The 16,601-nt window shown below is 69.2% G+C and carries 16 protein-coding genes and 2 pseudogenes; 11 read left to right on the top strand and 7 right to left on the bottom strand.

All coding sequences use genetic code 11. The annotated features are described in order from the left end of the window. Positions 1-162 precede the first annotated feature (162 nt). Positions 163-1,530, top strand: coding sequence for an FG-GAP-like repeat-containing protein (locus tag AQJ66_RS24480; protein ID WP_061926280.1), 1,368 nt, complete (start codon positions 163-165; stop codon positions 1,528-1,530). 439 nt (positions 1,531-1,969) lie between these two features. Here the strand turns inward: AQJ66_RS24480 and AQJ66_RS24475 are convergent, their stop codons facing one another. From AQJ66_RS24475 to AQJ66_RS24460, 5 genes and pseudogenes are all read right to left on the bottom strand, one after another. After that, the gene (locus AQJ66_RS24475; RefSeq protein WP_061926278.1) at positions 1,970-2,473 is read right to left on the bottom strand and encodes a GNAT family N-acetyltransferase; all 504 of its coding nucleotides are present in this window, start codon (positions 2,471-2,473) and stop codon (positions 1,970-1,972) included. 215 nt (positions 2,474-2,688) lie between these two features. Beyond that, entirely contained in the window at positions 2,689-3,507 is an 819-nt protein-coding gene (locus AQJ66_RS24470; protein ID WP_061926276.1) for a hypothetical protein, read from the bottom strand. A gap of 235 nt (positions 3,508-3,742) precedes the next feature. Next, positions 3,743-3,979, bottom strand: a pseudogene (tpg, locus tag AQJ66_RS40215) (telomere-protecting terminal protein Tpg); the annotation flags it as partial. 22 nt (positions 3,980-4,001) lie between these two features. Further along, a complete protein-coding gene (locus AQJ66_RS24465) occupies positions 4,002-4,295 on the bottom strand; it encodes a DUF4760 domain-containing protein (RefSeq protein WP_425264301.1) in 294 nt (97 codons plus the stop codon). Positions 4,296-4,559: 264 nt separating this feature from the next. Continuing rightward, positions 4,560-6,869 carry a helix-turn-helix domain-containing protein gene (locus AQJ66_RS24460; RefSeq protein WP_244162916.1) on the bottom strand — a complete coding sequence of 770 codons (2,310 nt, stop codon included), beginning with the start codon at positions 6,867-6,869 and terminating at the stop codon, positions 4,560-4,562. 303 nt (positions 6,870-7,172) lie between these two features. On the opposite strand from AQJ66_RS24460, the gene AQJ66_RS24455 reads away from it, so the two are divergent. Both AQJ66_RS24455 and AQJ66_RS24450 read left to right on the top strand, forming a co-directional pair. Continuing rightward, the gene (locus AQJ66_RS24455) at positions 7,173-7,859 is read left to right on the top strand and encodes a DUF4232 domain-containing protein (RefSeq protein ID WP_061926272.1); all 687 of its coding nucleotides are present in this window, start codon (positions 7,173-7,175) and stop codon (positions 7,857-7,859) included. A gap of 423 nt (positions 7,860-8,282) precedes the next feature. Further along, positions 8,283-8,813 carry a hypothetical protein gene (locus AQJ66_RS24450; protein ID WP_061926270.1) on the top strand — a complete coding sequence of 177 codons (531 nt, stop codon included), beginning with the start codon at positions 8,283-8,285 and terminating at the stop codon, positions 8,811-8,813. A 78-nt stretch (positions 8,814-8,891) separates the two neighbouring features. Here AQJ66_RS24450 and AQJ66_RS40875 read toward each other — a convergent pair whose 3' ends face one another. Together AQJ66_RS40875 and AQJ66_RS24440 are read right to left on the bottom strand one after the other, a co-directional pair. Further along, the gene (locus AQJ66_RS40875; protein WP_061926268.1) at positions 8,892-9,170 is read right to left on the bottom strand and encodes a hypothetical protein; all 279 of its coding nucleotides are present in this window, start codon (positions 9,168-9,170) and stop codon (positions 8,892-8,894) included. A gap of 158 nt (positions 9,171-9,328) precedes the next feature. After that, positions 9,329-10,444 (bottom strand): serine hydrolase domain-containing protein, encoded by a 1,116-nt coding sequence (locus AQJ66_RS24440; protein WP_061926382.1) that lies wholly within the window; start codon positions 10,442-10,444, stop codon positions 9,329-9,331. Positions 10,445-10,794: 350 nt separating this feature from the next. Here AQJ66_RS24440 and AQJ66_RS24435 point away from each other — a divergent pair, with 350 nt between their 5' ends. From AQJ66_RS24435 to AQJ66_RS41015, 8 genes and pseudogenes are all read left to right on the top strand, one after another. After that, complete coding sequence (locus AQJ66_RS24435; RefSeq protein WP_061926266.1) at positions 10,795-11,673, top strand: AraC family transcriptional regulator; 879 nt, start codon at positions 10,795-10,797, stop codon at positions 11,671-11,673. A gap of 514 nt (positions 11,674-12,187) precedes the next feature. Beyond that, positions 12,188-12,499 (top strand): hypothetical protein, encoded by a 312-nt coding sequence (locus tag AQJ66_RS24430; protein WP_159052618.1) that lies wholly within the window; start codon positions 12,188-12,190, stop codon positions 12,497-12,499. 124 nt (positions 12,500-12,623) lie between these two features. Continuing rightward, complete coding sequence (locus tag AQJ66_RS39745) at positions 12,624-12,761, top strand: hypothetical protein (protein ID WP_208611442.1); 138 nt, start codon at positions 12,624-12,626, stop codon at positions 12,759-12,761. Positions 12,762-13,402: 641 nt separating this feature from the next. Then, positions 13,403-13,864, top strand: coding sequence for a glycine-rich domain-containing protein (locus AQJ66_RS24420; protein WP_061926260.1), 462 nt, complete (start codon positions 13,403-13,405; stop codon positions 13,862-13,864). Between the two features lie 77 nt (positions 13,865-13,941). Next, positions 13,942-14,610 (top strand): class I SAM-dependent methyltransferase, encoded by a 669-nt coding sequence (locus AQJ66_RS24415; protein ID WP_061926258.1) that lies wholly within the window; start codon positions 13,942-13,944, stop codon positions 14,608-14,610. A 14-nt stretch (positions 14,611-14,624) separates the two neighbouring features. Then, positions 14,625-14,753, top strand: a complete 129-nt coding sequence (locus AQJ66_RS40675) for a hypothetical protein (RefSeq protein WP_279617335.1) — start codon at positions 14,625-14,627, stop codon at positions 14,751-14,753. Positions 14,754-15,083: 330 nt separating this feature from the next. Beyond that, entirely contained in the window at positions 15,084-16,265 is a 1,182-nt protein-coding gene (locus AQJ66_RS39010) for a hypothetical protein (RefSeq protein ID WP_159052617.1), read from the top strand. Between the two features lie 137 nt (positions 16,266-16,402). After that, positions 16,403-16,492 (top strand): annotated as a pseudogene (locus AQJ66_RS41015) (IS5/IS1182 family transposase); the annotation flags it as partial. Between the last annotated feature and the right edge of the window lie 109 nt (positions 16,493-16,601).

Below are 16,601 nucleotides of genomic sequence, written 5' to 3'. Positions count from 1 at the left end.
CGTGATCAAGCAGGTGGCCCGCTTAGGGCACGAGGATGCGCGCCGTCGTTCTGGTTCGCGGATGCCGTCCGGGCATCTGTGGTTGTGCAGGGGGTTTTCGTGCGTCATTCAGTTCGTCTCGCCGTGGCAGCGGCCGTTGCCGCTTCTTTGACCGGCAGTCTGATGGCCGTCTCGGCCGATCCTGCCGTGGCGGCTCCGGCCAAGCTGGCGGACGACTTCAACGGTGACGGATACCGGGATCTGGCCGTCGGGATGCCCGGGAAGACGGTCAGCGGCATGGAGAGCGCCGGTGCTGTTCTCCTCACCTTCGGCTCCGCTCACGGCCTGACCGGCAAGCACGTATACATCACGCAGAACTCCGCCGGCGTGCCCGGCACGGCCGGGTACCAGGACTTCTTCGGCAGCAGCATCGCCAGCGGGGACCTGAACGGCGACGGCTACGCCGACCTGCTGGTCGGCAGTGAAGGAGACACCACCTCCGGCACGTCGGGCAACGGCTCGGTGACCGTGCTGTGGGGCGGCACGTCGCCGTTGCGCAGCGGCCTGGCCCTGCCCACGGGGCAGTCGTATTCCGGGCGGATGTTCGGCGCCGACATCGCCGTGGGTGACTTCACCGGCGACTCAGCGCCCGACATCGCCGTCAGCGGGCAGACGTCCCTGTGGCTGTACTCGGGTACGTTCACCCGCACCAAGGCCCCGGCCGGACTCGACGTGGCCGACCCGGCTTACACCGGCAGCTGGAACCTCGCGGCCGGCGACTTCAACGGAGACGGCAAGGACGAACTGGCCGTCGTCCAGCAGAAGGCCACCCTCGTCTACGGCCAGCAGCCGGGAACCACCGACGGCGACTCCTTCACCGTCCAGGCCCACCTCTCCGGCGGAGACCGCGTGGCGGCCGGAGACCTCAACGGCGACGGCCGCGACGACCTCGCCGTCGCCCTGGCCGACCCCCGGCTGAACCCCAACGGACTGGACGACCCCAGCCACAACTCCGGCTACGTCACCGTCCGCTACGGCGACCGGGACATCACCGGCGGCCTCGCCCCCACAGGCCAGATCTTCCACCAGAACACCGCAGGTATCCCCGGCGCCGACGAGTCCGACGACCACTTCGGCGCGTCCCTGGCCATCGCCGACATCACCGGCGACCACCGTGCCGAACTCGCCATCGGCGTCCCCTACGAGTCGTTCGGCCGGACCAGCAGGGCCGGCGACGTCCTGGTCCTGCGCGGAAGTGCCCGCGGGCTGACCACCACCGGCGCGGCACGTTACTCGCAGGACACCCCCGGCATTCCCGGCAGTGCCGAGAACAACGACGTCTTCGGCTCCCAGGTACGCCTCGCCGACTTCAACCGCGACGGCAAGGCAGACCTCGCCGTCTCCGCCCCTCACGAGGACCACGGCAACGGCGCCCTCTGGCAACTGCGGGGCACCAGCACCAAGGTCAGCACCAGCAACGTCGGCGTCTTCGGCCCCAAGGACTACAACGTCGCATCCGGCTCCGGTATCGGCGACACCCTCCTGGGCTGAAATCTGGTCCGACCGCGGCAGCGACAGTACCCGTAGCGATCACGGCCGACGGGCGGGCACCGTGCCTACTGGCTGGCAGGGGAAGCGAGGCGGGTGCGCAGCCGCCAGGGGCGCGTGGTCGCCGATTCCCCGGGTGAGCCCCAGCGGTGGCCGCGCCGTTGGCAGGGCTGGCTAGTCGGCGGCCCCGCCCCCCTGGTCGCGCCAGGCGTCGGCAGGTGGTCTTCAGCTCGACCTCGACGCCGGTCCCGCGGGTGAAGCGCAGGCAGGGCGCGATGCACTGGGCGGCGCGCCGTTCGTGGACGACTCCCATGCCGCATCGAGGGCCGGCCGCCTGCTCACGGGAGCCAGATCCTCGAACACCGGGAAGGCTTTCGCGCTGTCTCGGCTACGTAGCGCGCTACCGGGTGTGCACCGGCCGCTGCAGGAGGTGCGGCACCACTTACGTGTCGGGATGCTCCGGCAGGGCGAGCCAGTCCGACCAGGAGATCTCGCGGCCGAGGAAGCGCGGCCGCTCGAACGGCCAGTCGGCGGCGATCCACTGCGGCACCAGCGCGTGGAGGGCTTGCTCGACCTTGCTGCCCACCAGCTCGTCCACCACCCACCAGGAGATCTCGCCGTCCGCGCCGGCCCTCTGCGGTGGGTCGATGTAGACGCAGCCGAGCAGAGCTGTCTCCACCGCGTCGAACAGCGCGTAGTTGAAGGACTGGTGCGCGGCGATCTCCTTCTCGTGCCGCAACAGGTCGGCCTGGTCGGCCTCGTAGGTCATGGTGGCCGCGGGCCAGCCCCAGGGCGGGCCGAAGATGGTCCACAGCCGCTCGCGCGAACCCATCACAGCCGGATAGTCGAGCGGGGTGTCCGCCTCCCGGATCGGCCGCAGGTGATGACCACCGCCCGGCAGCGGTACCAGGACGGGATGGACGAAGTCATCGGGAAGCCAGCTCATGGCGCCCGACCGTAGCAGCGCGCGGCCGTCCGCTCCCCCGAATTCTCCCCGTACCGCCAAGCCCTGCTCTCATGCCGGGCAGCGCCCGCGATCAACCGATCGAGACTCCCGTTCGATCGACGGACTCCGTGATCGGTATGGCAACGGCTTCTGAGTGCTTCAGCTGGCGGCTGTCGCCAACTGAGGCACTCACAGACGCTTGTTCTCGGGCGGGCTTAAGGCAGGTGCATCTCGTCATGGCGCTCCTGTATGCGCGTGATGACGCGCTCCTGTCCCAGCTTTTTGGCTTGGCGGAGCTTGGCTTCGGCAACGAGCATGGGAGCCCAGAGCAACCAGCCCCACAGACTGAAGTCCAGCACACCACTCCACACCAGTGCCTTGTTCAGGCCGAACGATGCGACGAACGTCAGCACGTACGCTTCGACCCGGTGCGCGAGAAGCAGGCGCAGTGGTGCGTTCCGGGCCCCCTGTAGCAGCTCAACCGCCGCAGCAAGTTCAGCGGCCTGCAGGTCTTCCCCTGTGTCCTCGCTGGACTCGCCCCGAGCGGCTCGCCGTAGCGCGTCGGTGACCAGCACGCTCTGCTCCGCTGTAGCTGCCTGCTGAGCTTGCCCGTGAGCAGCAGCCAGGTTCAGGTCGTCCCAATATCCCCGTCCGGCCCAGCCCGTCGCATCATCGACTCGCTCGCGCTCGGGTGACCCGGGCGGGGCCAGCTCCTCGATCCTTTCCTGAAGAACCACCGCACGGCGCGCCCGCCCCGGGTATTCGAAAGAGTCCGAGCGAAGGCACAGCTCCAAATACGACACCAAGAGCCCGAGATCGTCTTCCGCTAGTGCGAGGCCCGTGCGATACGCCGCCTCAGCCTCACGATCATGGTCGTCGTCGTCTTCCACGGCATGTGCCTGTCCGAGCCAGCGAAAGAGAACCGGATCCGGTCCGAACTCCTTGAGCCCCGCCTCTGCCGCTGTTCTCACAGCCGCGTATCCACCCACTGCGAAGAGCTCTGAGCATCTTTCCACGTACTGCTGCCGTTCCACGTTCCCACCCCAGCCGTCCGAGCCAGCACCTTCTGATGTACTCAGCGCCGCTCTCAATCGCCACTTGATCACGAACGCCAGGTGCATTGTGTACCCAGCAGCTGAAGCCGCTTCTCGACGCCCAGCTCGCCTGCGCCATCGGTGCTGCCCGCTCCAGGCGCCAACTCGCGCGCTCGCTCGCCAGCTGAAGCGCTCAGTCACACCCATCAGGTATGCGGTAGGTGAATGGTGCTGGTCACAGGTCGAAGTCGAGCTGTTCAACGTCGGTGAACTCCACAAGCAACCCCTGGGCGCGGCGGCCGCCGTCGCGGAAGTAGGTCTCGCCGAGGCCTTCGGCGGTGATGGCGCGCAGCTGGTCTTCGGTGGCGCCGGCGGCCTGGGCGTCGAAGAGGCGGGCGGCGTAGCCGGGTGGCAGGGCGAGGGTGAGATGCCGGATCCGGGCGTCGTCGGTGGTACCGGGGCTCCAGCCGAAGAGGCTGTATCAGCCTCGCGCGTCAGGCAGACGCCACGACGGTGTCCGTGCTCGTGCGCGTCCTGGGGGCATCTCGCGGTGAGGAGGTAGAGATCAAGTACTGCTGCCACCGGTCCGGGTCCGGCAACCCGCTGTGCATGCGCCGGGCCCGCTCAACGGTGACCAGCGGCTCTATTCGTTCCCACACCGAGATCACAGAGCCGCCCAGGTAGCCGAAAACGGGTTCGACCTCGACCACGCCGTGGGTAACCAGGGCTCCCAGGTTGTCGTAGTACCAGGCCATTTCGCGCACCAACTCCCGACCTTTCTCCGGCAGCCCCGCCGGCCCGAGAGAGAGGTCGCAGGCGGGCAGCTGCTCGTGTACGAACGTCCGCGCCTGCGCTGGGCCGTTTCGTTCGGATCACCTGGCGAACCAGAGGAAGATGCCCGCGACGTCTAGTCCAGCCAAGTAGACAGTCGCTGTCTTCTCGTAGCGGGTGGCGATGCCTCGCCATGGTCGTCGCCGTCGGCAGGCCGCTGCCCGGCAACCGCAACGACGGCTGCCGCCCGCCAAGGACTACCGCCCGCGGCTGTTTCTGTGTCAGGCGGTTGCAGCACCGGTGTCGTCGAGTGCGGCGAGTGCTTCGGTGGCTTCGTCCTGGAGCGGGCTTCGCAGGGCGGCGAGGGCGTCTCGGGCGGTGCGCAGCGTGGTGCGGGCCTCTGGGTGTCCTAGGGCGGCGAGGGTCTGGCCCAGGTGTAGACGGGTCCGTTCGGCCCACGCCGGCACCTGAGCGGCCTCCAGGGCGCTGAGGGCCTGACGTAGCGGCGTTTCGGCCTCGTACCAGCGTCCCAGAGCGGCGAGGTCGTTGCCGATGTGCAGCCGAGTGACGGCGAGGTACAGCGTGATCACCCGTTCCGTCCGGCCGGGGACGCCCGCGTGGCAGATCCGTTCGCTGCGTTGGTGCAGGTCTAGTGCCTCGGCCGCCCGGCCGGTCTCGCGCAGCAGGGTGCCCAGGGTGTTCAGGAGCGTCAGCTCGGCCAGCCGGCCCTGCGACGACTTCTCGGTGGCGAGGCGCTGGGCGCCCTCGCGCAGCCGCTCCTCGGCCTCCTGCATGCGGCCCTGCCGCTGGAGTGCGCCCGCGCCGTAGCCGAGTGCCCAGCCCTCCTGGAGTGCGTCCCGGCACTCGCGGGCCGCCGCGAGAGCGGCGTCGGCGCTCGCCAGGGCGGCGCGTGTGTCGTGGGTACAGGAGTTGTGGGCCCAGGCGAGGTAGTTAAGGTGAACCGCCTCTTCCCGTCTGCTGCCCAGCAGGCGGGCGGAGTCGGCGGAGAGCCGGAACACCTCCACCCACTGCTCCCAGTGCTGGTTGAGATCCGAGAACCAGTGCATGGCCACCGCCGTCTCCAGGACCTGCCGGTGTCGGCCGGTGCCGTGGGCCCGGCGCAGGGCGGCGAGCCACTGGGCCCGTTCGGCCTCCAGCCAGGCCCGTGCCTCCTCCCGGCCGGTGGGCGCGGTGTCCGGGTCCGGGTCTCCCTGCGGCACGGCCCGTTCGTGGTCGGCGTCGAAGTGCAGCGCGGCGGTGGTGGCCCGGCGCAGCGTCCAGGACGCGGCCCGATCGAGCGCGGCGTCGCGGATCTCGGGGCCGTCCTCGGCCTCGATCTGCTCGGCGGCGTAGAGCCTGAGCAGGTCGTGGAAGTGGTACCGCTCGGCGGCGGCGTCACTCTGCAGCAGCCCGGCGTCGGTCAGTTCCTCGGCGCAGGCCACCGCCTCGTCGTGGGACAGGCCCGCCAGGAGCGCGGCGGTTGCGGGGCTGAAGTCCGCTCCGGCGGCAAGCGCGGCGCGCCGTAGCAACGTCCGGGATTGCGGAGCGAGTTGCCGGTAGGAGAGCGCGAAGGCGGCACGCACCCGCAGGTTTCCGGCCTGCAGGCCGTCCAGCCGCTGGCCCTCGGCGCCGAGACGGGTGACGAGCTTGCTGAGGCGTTCGTGTGGCCGGCTGAGGAGCCGCTGGCCGGCGATCCGGACGGCCAGCGGCAGGTGCCCGCACAGGTCGGCGAGGTCGCGTGCGGCCTGCGCCTCCGCCCGCACCCGTTCCAGTCCGATGATGCGGGTCAGTAGTTGCACCGCCTCCTCGCGCCGCAGCAGGGCGAGATCGGTGCGGTGGACGGACTCCAGACCGGCCAGGGCGTGGCGGCTGGTGACGAGGGTCAGGGAGGGCCCGGAACCGGGCAGCAGGGGGCCAACCTGGGACTCGTCGGCGGCATTGTCGAGGAGCAGCAGCAAGCGTCGCTCACCGGCCAGGGAGCGCCACAGGCCGGCACGGTCGTCGGTGCCGGGCGGGATCGCCGCGTCGGCGACCCCCAGCGCGCCGAGCAGCCGGGCCAGTGCGTCCCGGGGGGTGGTCGGCTCGGGATCCATGCCGTGCAGGTCCAGCGCGAACTGCCCGTCGGGGAAGTGCGGGGCGAGACGGTGCGCGGCGTGCACCGCGAACGTGGTCTTGCCGAGCCCCGGCTGCCCGGTGATCACGGTGACCACCGGCAGCCCCGGATCGGCGTCCTGCGCCAGTTCCAGCAGTCGTGCGAGCGCCGGGCCGCGGGCGGTGAAGTCCTGGATGTCGCGCGGCAGTGCCAAGGGGCCGCCCCCGGCCGGTACGGCGGACGTGCGGGGGCGCGGACGGCCCAGAGCGGCCGACTTCTCCAGGTTCGCCGCCTCGTCACCGTCGAGTCCCAGTGCGTCGGCCAGCGCCTGCACCGTACGGCGCTGCGGTCCCCGGGTGCGTCCGCGTTCCATGTCGGCCAGCGCTCTGACACTCACTCCGGACGCATGCGACAGCAGCTCCTGGCTCAGTCCTGAACGGACCCGCAGGTGCCGCAACCGGTGTCCGAAGTCCCACGTGGAAGGCGTACCGTCACGCACCCTCGATGTCTCCGATTCGTCAGGCTCGTCCGGTTGAGAGCCCCGGCAGAAGTATGGCCGACGGTACTTCTGCCGGGAGAACCGCCTGGGCGGCGGAGACCGGAAATGGTCGACTGAAGTCCGAGGCGGAACGCACCTGCCGGTACTGCCGGAGGGTGTGCACGCCTCGCGTGAGGTCGGGCCGCCCTGCCGTCCGGCTACCGCAACGGCAGCAACGACCGACCACCTGACCGACATACCAACACATGGCATCGGCCGACGGCACCGCACCGCGGCCACACCACTCACACGGGGGAACCACCCATGAACACTGTGCGTCACCGCTCCACGCTGCTCGCCATCGCGGGCACCGCTCTCGCCCTGTCCCTGACCGCCTGCCAGAGCGACTCGGGCACCAAGTCCTCGTCCGCGGCGTCCCCCGAAGTCACGGTGGCCTCGTCCCCGGCGGCCGCCGCATCGAAGGCCGGCAAGGGCACCGGCACCTTCGACGCAGCGGGCTCGACCGGCTCGGCGGGTTCGGCGGCATCGAAGGGCTCGGCCGGCGCGACCGGCGAGCAGGTGAGCGCCTCCACTCCGGTGTGCACCGCCGGGGACGTCCGCATCACCGCCGCCAGGCAGGACGGTCCGCCCTACACCCACATCGTCCTCACGGCGAAGAACACCACCGGGCACTCCTGCCGGCTGCCGGGCTTCCCGCACATCCAGTTCCTTGAGAGCCACAAGCAGGACGTCCCGGCCGTCGCCAAGAGCAAGCCGGCCACGCCGGTCGTCCTCAGCGCGGGTGCCCCGGCCTACGCCCTGGTGAAGCTGTCGGACGGTGGAGTCGACGAGGACACCGAACCGGTGTCGGCGTTCTCCGTCATGCTGGAGAGCGACTCCACGGTCATCGCCGTCACCGCGCCCGGCAGCGGGGGCATCGCCGTCGACCCGGCGAAGGCCCTCACCGGCTACTGGACTCCCGAACTGCGCAACGGCGCGGACGACTTCTGAGCCCAGCCGAACGGGGCGGCGTTCCCGGACGGTGAGAGGACACGGTCGCACCGGCGGTCGCAGCCGCGGCTCAGGCTCACGCCGGTGCGACCGCCACGCCGCCCGGGCGGCAAATGGCTGACCGCCGACAGCAGCGCCGCTTCCGGAACAGACACGGACACGACTCGGCACGATCCCTCGCCCCTGTCCGCGCACCGCCCGAATGACCCCGGTCCATGCCTCGAGATCCCGCGCCGGCCCCTCGCGGAGGACACGGCCGTGTACCCCGGCCCTGTGACGCGCTCGAAACGCTCATCGAGGGGGCCGCCCCAGCGGGCAGACGGTCACCCGGCCGCACCAAATCAGTAGCCGTCCACCCCCAGCTCCGTGATGCCGGCGTAGCGCTCGTAGTACCAGACCTCACGTGCGAGGCGGGCCTGGGACATGGTGCCGTGGCAGGACCGCTCGCGGGGTCTGTTCGGGCGCGAGCCGCCTCATCCGGCCGCGCGGTGGGCGGTGCGGCTGCGTCGGCAGGGCATGTCCGCGCAGGACATCGCCGACCGGGCCGGCCTGTCCGTGACCCTGGTCCGCCGCGTGCTGCGCACTCCCACGCACGGCCCGACGGCGGCCCGGGACATCGCCCGCGCCTCCGCCGACGTCGTCCTCGGCATCCCGCTCCCCCACCGCCGCAACCCCGACGCCCCCGGCCTGACCGACTCCACCGAGGCATCCTGGCTGCTGGCCGACCTGGCACGAGCCGGATGGCCCGCCACCGCACTCGCGAAGCGCCTGGACATCAACCCCCGCACCGTCGCCGAGGTCCGCGACAAACGCCCCCGGCTTCACCTCGACCTGGCCCTGCGGATACGCCGCCTGCACCGCGACCTGATCAGCCTCGATCCCGCCCACTACGGCATCCACACCCCACCGACAGCGCCCGCACCCGCGCCGCAGCCGCCCGACGCACCGCGGTGACGACCGTCTGCTTCGAGTAGCTCCCCCACTGCTCAGTGGTGGTCAGCAGATCGGGCTCCAGGCGCCCTCTCCCGTGGGTTACCGGGCGAGGTGCTGTGTCAGCAGCTTGATCGCGGGCAGGTGATCGTACTTCTCGGCCATGTCCATGGGGTGTCCCCGGCTGGATCGCGCAGCCGGGGGTCGGCGCCGAAGGCGAGCAGGATCGCGGTGGAGTGCACGGTCAGCGGCTGCCCGCTTTGCAGGGCGCCGTCTGCCTCCGCGCTCGGCCGCGCCGCGCACGCGCTCGATGCCGTCGGCCTCCTCGATGAGGCGGATGACCATGTGCGCGTCGGTGCCGTAAAGCCCGACCCACTCCATGTATCGGTCCCGTGCGGCTCCGCCGAGTAACAGGCGGTGCTGTGGCCCGGCCTCGGCCGCTTGCCGAGAGTGTGGGCCTCATCCGCGGATTCTGCTGGTAAGGCCTCTGCCCGATGCGGTCGCGGCGGGCAGAGGGCCGTGGGTGCCCCTGTTGCGTGTCAGCGCAGTCCGCTGTAAGCCGCCATGACGATTTCCAGGCCGCGGTTGTCCTCCTGCCGGTCCCGGTCGATCATCTGATTCATGACGTAGGCCACCGTCATACGTGCGCCGGGATCGCTTGCGACCAGTGAGCCGCCCCAGCCGCCCCAGCCGAAGGTGTTGCCGAACTTGCCGAAGCCCGCCGTCCAGCACATCGGTGTGCCCAGGATGCGGTCCTGACCGCGGTACGCCTCCTGCCAGGCGGGCTCGCACCCTTGGGGGGACAGCAGCCGCACACCGTCGGCCGTTCCCCGGTTTGCCAGTACTGACTGGACGAGGGCCACAGAGCGAGCGTTGCCGAATCCGTTCACCGCAGGGATGTGCGCACGGCGCCAGGCCGCCGAGTTGGCGTCCTTGACCCGGATCGCGGCACCGATGCTCTCCCGCCGTGTGCCGTCCGGTCCGGGCGGCGCGCTGGCGGCGTACTCGTCGGTCAGTGACGGAGGCGGGATGAGGGGTGCGACACGGTGGTCGTGCTCGGCAGAGAGCCCGATGTGGAAGTCCGCGCCCAGCGGCTTGGCCACCTCCTGCGCGAAGAACTCACCAAGGCTGCGGCCGGTGATCCGGCGGACGAGCTCACCCACAAGGAAGCCGAAGGTGAGCGCGTGGTAGCCGGCGGCCGTCCCGGGCTCCCATTCGGGAGCCTGCCCGGCCAGCCCTGCCGTCACGTTCTCCCAGTCGTAAAGATCCTCGACCGCCGACAGCCCGGACAGGTCCGGCAGCCCCGCGGTGTGCGACAGCACATGCCGTACCAGCACGTCCTGCTTGCCGGCCGCGGCGAATTCGGGCCAATAGGCGGCGACCGGCGCGGACAGATCGAGCTGGCCCCGATCGGCCAGGATCAGCGCGCACAAGGCAGTCATGTTCTTGGTCGTGGAGTTCACCCCGGTGAGGGTGTCGCGCTCCCAGCCGACCGAACGGTTCGCATCGACGTACCCGCCCCAGAGGTCGACCACCGGCTCGCCATCGAGGTAGACAGCCACCGAGGCGCCCACGTCGTGCTTGGCGAGCGACGCTGCAAGGGCCTCACGCACTGCGACGAACCGAGGCTCGCACAGTCCCTTAATATCAGTCATGGGCGTCAGCCTCAGATACTCCCGGGGCCGCCTGCCCAACAGTTCCCGCACCGGTTCGGTCGGGCGGAGGGCGGCCAAGTCTCCTCCAACTCCAGCAAGGCGCCCTGACGGCCGCGCGGTACGCCCCGCCCGTCGACCGGCCGTACCGGTAGCTGTTTTCTCCAAGGCCCACAAGATCACCTGTCGAGCGGGTGTCACGACAGTCGCATCGACGCCCGGGACCCTAGCGCTGACCGGTGCGCCGGGCGGCGAACGAGTCCCAGTCGGGCTCGGGTGCTGGCTATGAGCGGGTCGACCGGGTGGACCTTCCCCGAGCATGGGGGAGACGCAAGAAGGAAGGACGCAGACGCGTGCTGGAGCAGCTCAATCAGGCGCTGAACCACCTGGAGGCCCGCCTCGACCAAGAGATCGACATGGCCGAAGTGGCCCGGATCGCCGCGGTATCGGAATACCACCTGCGGCGGCTGTTCTCCGCCCTCGCCGGTATGCCGCTACCCGTCTACGTGCGGCGCCGGCGGATGACACTCGCCGGGGCCGAGGTACTGGCCGGGGAGCTGACATTGCTCGACATCGCGGTGCGATACGGGTACGGCTCGGGGGAGGCGTTCGCCCGGGCGTTCAGGTCGGTGCACGGCATCGGGCCCGGTGAGGCCCGGCGAACGGGTGCGGTGCTCATGGCACAGCCTCGTATGTCCTTCCGTGTCGTGGTCGAAGGCAGTACGGCCATGCGGTATCGGATCGTGGAGAAGGAGGCGTTTCGGTTCCTCGGCAGGAAGGCCCGGGTTCCGCTCGTGCACGAGGGGGTCAACGCGGTCGCCGCAGCGCACGTGGAGAGCCTGGACGCGCAGGCGATCGCCCGGATGAAGAAGCTGGCCGGCCGGGAGCCGGAGGGAGTCTTGTCGGCGGCGGTGTATCTGACCGACAGCCGCGAGGAGGGCGCCGAGGCGGACTACTGGGTCGGCGTGGCGGCCAGCCCCGAAGCAGCCGCTGAGGAGCTCGACGTCCTCGACGTGACGGCCGGGACCTGGGCTGTCTTCGACAACCGCGGGCCGTATCCGAGCGGGCTGCAAGACCTTTGGCGAGACGTGTTCACGCAGTGGTTCCCCTCGAACCCTTACACGAGCCGGCCAGGTCCGGAACTTCTGCGGACGCAGCCCGTGAACGTCGGCGCGGAGACCGACTCGCAGCTGTGGATCCCGGTCGAGCGAGGCAGCGCGCAGTTCGGGTAGCAAGCGTCCCGCGCTGACGAGCGCGCCGTTCATCCCTCCTGCCGCCCACCTAGCCGACCGCTACCGGACACCCCCGTGCCCGGCTAGCGGTCCCCCGCCCCGCGAGTTGGCATCGGCACGCTCTGGAACATCTGCGCCCAGTACGACGTCCCGTCCCGCCAGCCCGCCAAGTCCAGGCGGGGAGCGAGAGCTGACGTCGGGCAGCCGGGTCCTCGATGGCTCGCGCCGTAGGCGGCAGAAGGGGCCCGCGCCCCGGAGGGGGAAGCGCGGCCCTTTGCCGTGGGCGGGAGGGCGGGCCCTTTGCCGTGGGCGGGAGGGCGGGCGTGAGCTGCCCAGGATGATCGCGAGAACGCCGGCGGCAAGCCTCCAGCCGTGCACGGCGTCGGATCAGAAACGAACACAAGGAGTCATTAGCGGTGAACCGCCGCAAAGGTGGACGCTCCGTCAGTACGGTCCGCAGTGTTCGGTGCGCCCCTCGGGCGTGCTCCAACAGAATGGGGAGGGCGAAAGAGGAATGAGACGACTGCTTCAGTCATTCCTGGCCGTTTGCGCGATGGGAGGCGCCACGCTGCTGGCTGCAGCGCCCACGGCATCGGCCTACGGACCGTCCTACTGCAACAGCTCCACGTGCAGCCTGTCCAACTCGCCCAGCACCGGGGGCATCTACTTCGAGATGCCCCGGCTCACCCCGGTCACCATGATCTGCTGGACCGACAACCAGTGGTGGAACGGCACGAATCGCTGGTTCAAGGTCAACACGGTGTACGGGACGGGCTACATGATCGCCACCCAGGTCTCCAACCAGACACGCGTTGGGCACTGCTGACAGCCCACGGCTTACCGAGCACTGGCCGGACCGGCCTGGTGCCCGACGCCACGCGGACGTCGCGAGGGCCGCACACACACGGTGTGCGGCCCTTTGCCGTATCCACGGGCGGGGTCAGCGGCACATGTCGACGCACGCTGCTGTCGACGGGCTGCTCGCGGGCCGCGACGTGTCCGGGCTGCCCCCGCGATGCGTGGCACTGGCCCGGCGGGCACTGACCAGCGCCAAGGACGCTGGGCTCACGCCCGCCCCAACGCTGTGAAGCCGTACCGAACGCCCCCGCCCCTGCTCCGGCAGGTGGCGGGGGCTCTTCGTCATGCCGCCTCGACGACGCCGACGCGCACGGCGGCCGCCCACTCCGCGATCAGTTGCTGGTAGACGGCTCGGTCCTCTGACTTCAAGGGGCCGCCAGCGGCAACATCAGCCTGCGGATGTCGTCGTTCACCGCGGCAGCGGGCCGCGCCGAACCAGGGTCCCACCGTCCCGGCGCACAGACGGACCCGGGCCGCATTGGCGGATCTTCCACGGGGAGGACGGCTGGCTCACCGACCCACAGGCGCTCCTCGCAGCGATCGCGGAGGCGTTCGGGCCGCGGATCGGCGAGGAGCAAGCGGGGTGAACACCGTCGTAAAGCCACCCCCCGGCAACCGAGCTGAACCGTGCGCAGTACTCCGGATGGGCCTGCTGCTGGTATGGCGCGACCCTGCTCCGCTCTGGCGGCACTAGCGCCGGCATGGCTCGAGGCGCCATCGGCGCCCACGTCCTCGACAACGAGGTGTACGCCTGCCCAAGCTGTGCGGCCGCCACCACGAACTCCCGCCCGTTTTCCGCTAGAAACTCCGGCGAGGCGAGCGGGACCAGGCCCTCCGCCCAGAGGGCATCCGTCCACGACGGGAGAGTCACGTGACCGTCACGTTAGAGCGTCCCGTAGGCGTCACCGACGCGCTCACCCTGCTCAGCCCCGAGGCGGCCCACCGCCTCACCCGCCGCGCCACCACCGACCACCCGGACGTGGACACGGCGACCGCGCGCCGCATCGTCGGCCAGGCCGTCGCGTTCATCGCCGCGTCCGGCCGGCAGCCGGGGCAGTCCCTCGCCCCGAGCGAGCTGGTCGACTACGGCTGGCACGCGTTCATCCTGCACACCGCCGAGTACTCCGAGTTCTGCCAGCGCGTCATCGGCCGCTTCGTCCACCACCTTCCCACCGACGAGGACGAGGAGATGCCCGGAGGCCCGCAAGCCACCCGGCAGCGGACCCTCACCGCGATCCGCGCCGCCGGCTTCCAGGTCGACGAGGAGCTGTGGCCCGCCGCGGGCAAGTGCACCCAGTGCCACGCCGGATGCACCGGCAGCCCCAAAGGCTGACACCTCCGCACCATCCGTACGACACTCCAGCCGTCCGGTCTCACGACCGGGCGGCTGGCCCACAGAGCGGAGCAGCAGTGACCGACACGGCAATCGCCTGGGACACCTACGCGCGGCAGCGACCGGAGCGCCGCCAGACGAACGCCCACGGCGAGACCACCTGGTTCAACTGGACGCAGTACCCCGACCACGGCCCCGGCGCAGAACTCCTCGATGCGACGGCCGGCGGCCGAGTCCTGGACCTGGGCTGTGGTAAGGGCGGCAACGCCGCACACCTGGCCGCCATAGGCATGCGCGCCCTCGGCATCGACCTATCGCACGCACAGCTCCTCGCGGCCCGGAACCGCTGGGGCCTCCTCGCCGGGCTGGAGCTGCGACAGGCCGAGGCGCGGGCCTTCCTGCAGTCGACCGACGAGACGTTCGACGCGGTGTACTCGGTGTACGGGGCGCTGTGGTTCACCGACCCCGACCTGCTGCTGCCCGCCATCCGTGAGCGGCTGCGGCCGGGCGGCCGGCTCGTCTTCTCGCAGCGGCCGCCCGTCGCGGGCTGCTACGGCTGCCAGGCCTCGTACATCCCCCGCGGCCCGGACGAGGACCCGCTCGTGGTGAAACGCTGGGACTACGAGCTGCGTATGTGGGAGCAACTGCTCGCCGAGCAGGGGTTCGTGGACACGCGGGCGGCGCTGCTGCCTGCGCCGCCCGGGCCGCGCAGGGTCGGAACACTTATCGTCTCAGCCCGCGGTTGAGGAGAGCCCCTGACATGGTGGAGTGGATCGACCCGCCGTACGCGGACCTGGTGGCGGCGTGGAAGCGCAGGCAGCAGTCGGAGTCGCGCGACCCACGGGAGAGCAGGCCGGTGCAGGCGTTCATCGTCCAGCCGAAGACCTGAGCGTGTGAGGTCTGGCCCGGTCGGTGACCGCTGCCGGCCGGGCCTTCGCTTTCAGCGGACGAGGTCGGCGAGCGGGACGTCGAGCACCCGGCGTCCACGGAGGTTACCTCCGCATGAAGGCCTGTCGTGCGTCACAGCGGGGGCGCGATGGGTGAAAGTGTTGTTATGCCACTGCATCGCACACCTCGCGTTGGTCTGCAACCACGGTCACCGAAGCACGCCTTGCTCATGCGAAAGGCTAGACGATCTAGATCCGCTGCTCGTGTATCCGTGGCGCATACTCCCAATCTCAGGGGACGTTCAGTCTCATCGTTACTTCTGATCGTCGCAGTGCTTTTGGTCACGTCAGGTTTTCTCTGTTTTTTCGGCGTGGAAGACGCCAGTAGGGCGCTGGCGTACACCTGGCGCTTCACTGGCGCCCTCATGATTCTGGCATCGGCAACTGTCTTGCTGGGTGCGATTGCTGCGATCGACCATTGGGTCTACAGAAGTTTTACCCACTCTGGGTTGGGCGCATTGCTCGGGAGCGCCGTTGCAGCTGTAGCGAATCTGATGCTGCTGGTCGTCACGTTGCAGGATGGGGATTCGGTTGGCTATCCGCTGCTGTGGGCCGCCCTCACGGTAGGGGGCGGATGGTCAGCTGTGAGGATCTACCGCACGTCAGTCGTTATCCCTGCTCCTAAAAGGGTTGCCGCGGCAGTGATCGTTTCCGCGGCTATCGCCGTGGCCAACTTCGGCTACACGCAGCTGTATCAGCCTTACCACACCGATCCAAACCCTCTACTTGACGTTTCTATGGGCGACCCTGTCCTTGCAGGAAATAAAGCGGCATTCGCCCTTCCGGTAAGCATCAGATTCGAGAACCGCAGCGACGTTGGTCTTTTCATTTTGGCTCCTGAGTTCCACATCATGGGTCGCGTTGTACAGGTAAGCCCAGCGGAGCGAACGACTCCGCAGTGGCGTAGTGATGTGGAGTCTGGGAACCAGATTTCCCGCCGTGAGGTCAGCCACCCCCTACAAATGGTGCAAGCCGGCAGTTGGGCGGTATTTGGAAACTACCTTGCTGCACATCAGACGTTCACAACTGACAGGATCGTAGAAGTCCCTACGAACACGACATTCGATCAGCTTCAGGTTCGGGCGAGCGCTGCTATTGCTCGCGTCGACAGGCTGAGTATGGGAGCCTTCGGATCGCCGCAGTCATACTCTTGGAAGAGTCATAAGAGGGCACCGGAATGGGCGGTCCAAGGTGGTGACCAATATGTCACTTACCAGGGTCGCATTCACGAGAATAATTCCATTGCCGAGCATGTCAGAGATCCTCGCTATGTCACCATGTGGTGGAGCTTTGGTGATCATGGGGCGGGTGTTGCTGGCACCATTGCTCGCAAGGGTGAAGAGAGTCACCCTCTCACTTCGGAGGCGTCGACAGATCTTTTGAATCGATACGGCTTCGAATTTGTGAACAAAGGCTGGGTCGTACGCAGTCTGTGGGACGTAAAGAATCGTTAACCCGATCCTTGGTAATGCTCCGCCGACGGACCAGTACGGTGAGCAGCAAGGCGCGTTTCTTTACACCTGGCGAATCCGATCACCCCCATCACCCCCGTAGACCGTGTCCTATGTGCTGAGGCGGACGTTGACCCGGTATGGGGCGGGGAACGTGGAGTTGGATCGTGCCGGACGGGCTGTGGGACATTGCGAAGCCGCTGATCCCAGAGCAACCAACACGGCCGCAGAGGACCTCGCAGGTCCCGGGCGCTGACCAGCTCGGTGCCAGCCTGCAGGTGCCGACGACGCTGCGCAGATAGTCGAGCCGATTCGCGACCGGTGGGAAGTACACCTCGC

It is taken from the genome of Streptomyces bungoensis (genome assembly GCF_001514215.1).
Taxonomy (GTDB): Bacteria; Actinomycetota; Actinomycetes; order Streptomycetales; family Streptomycetaceae; genus Streptomyces; species Streptomyces bungoensis.
Note: the sequence above shows the minus strand (reverse complement) of the source record. Positions and strands in the feature narration are given on the sequence as shown.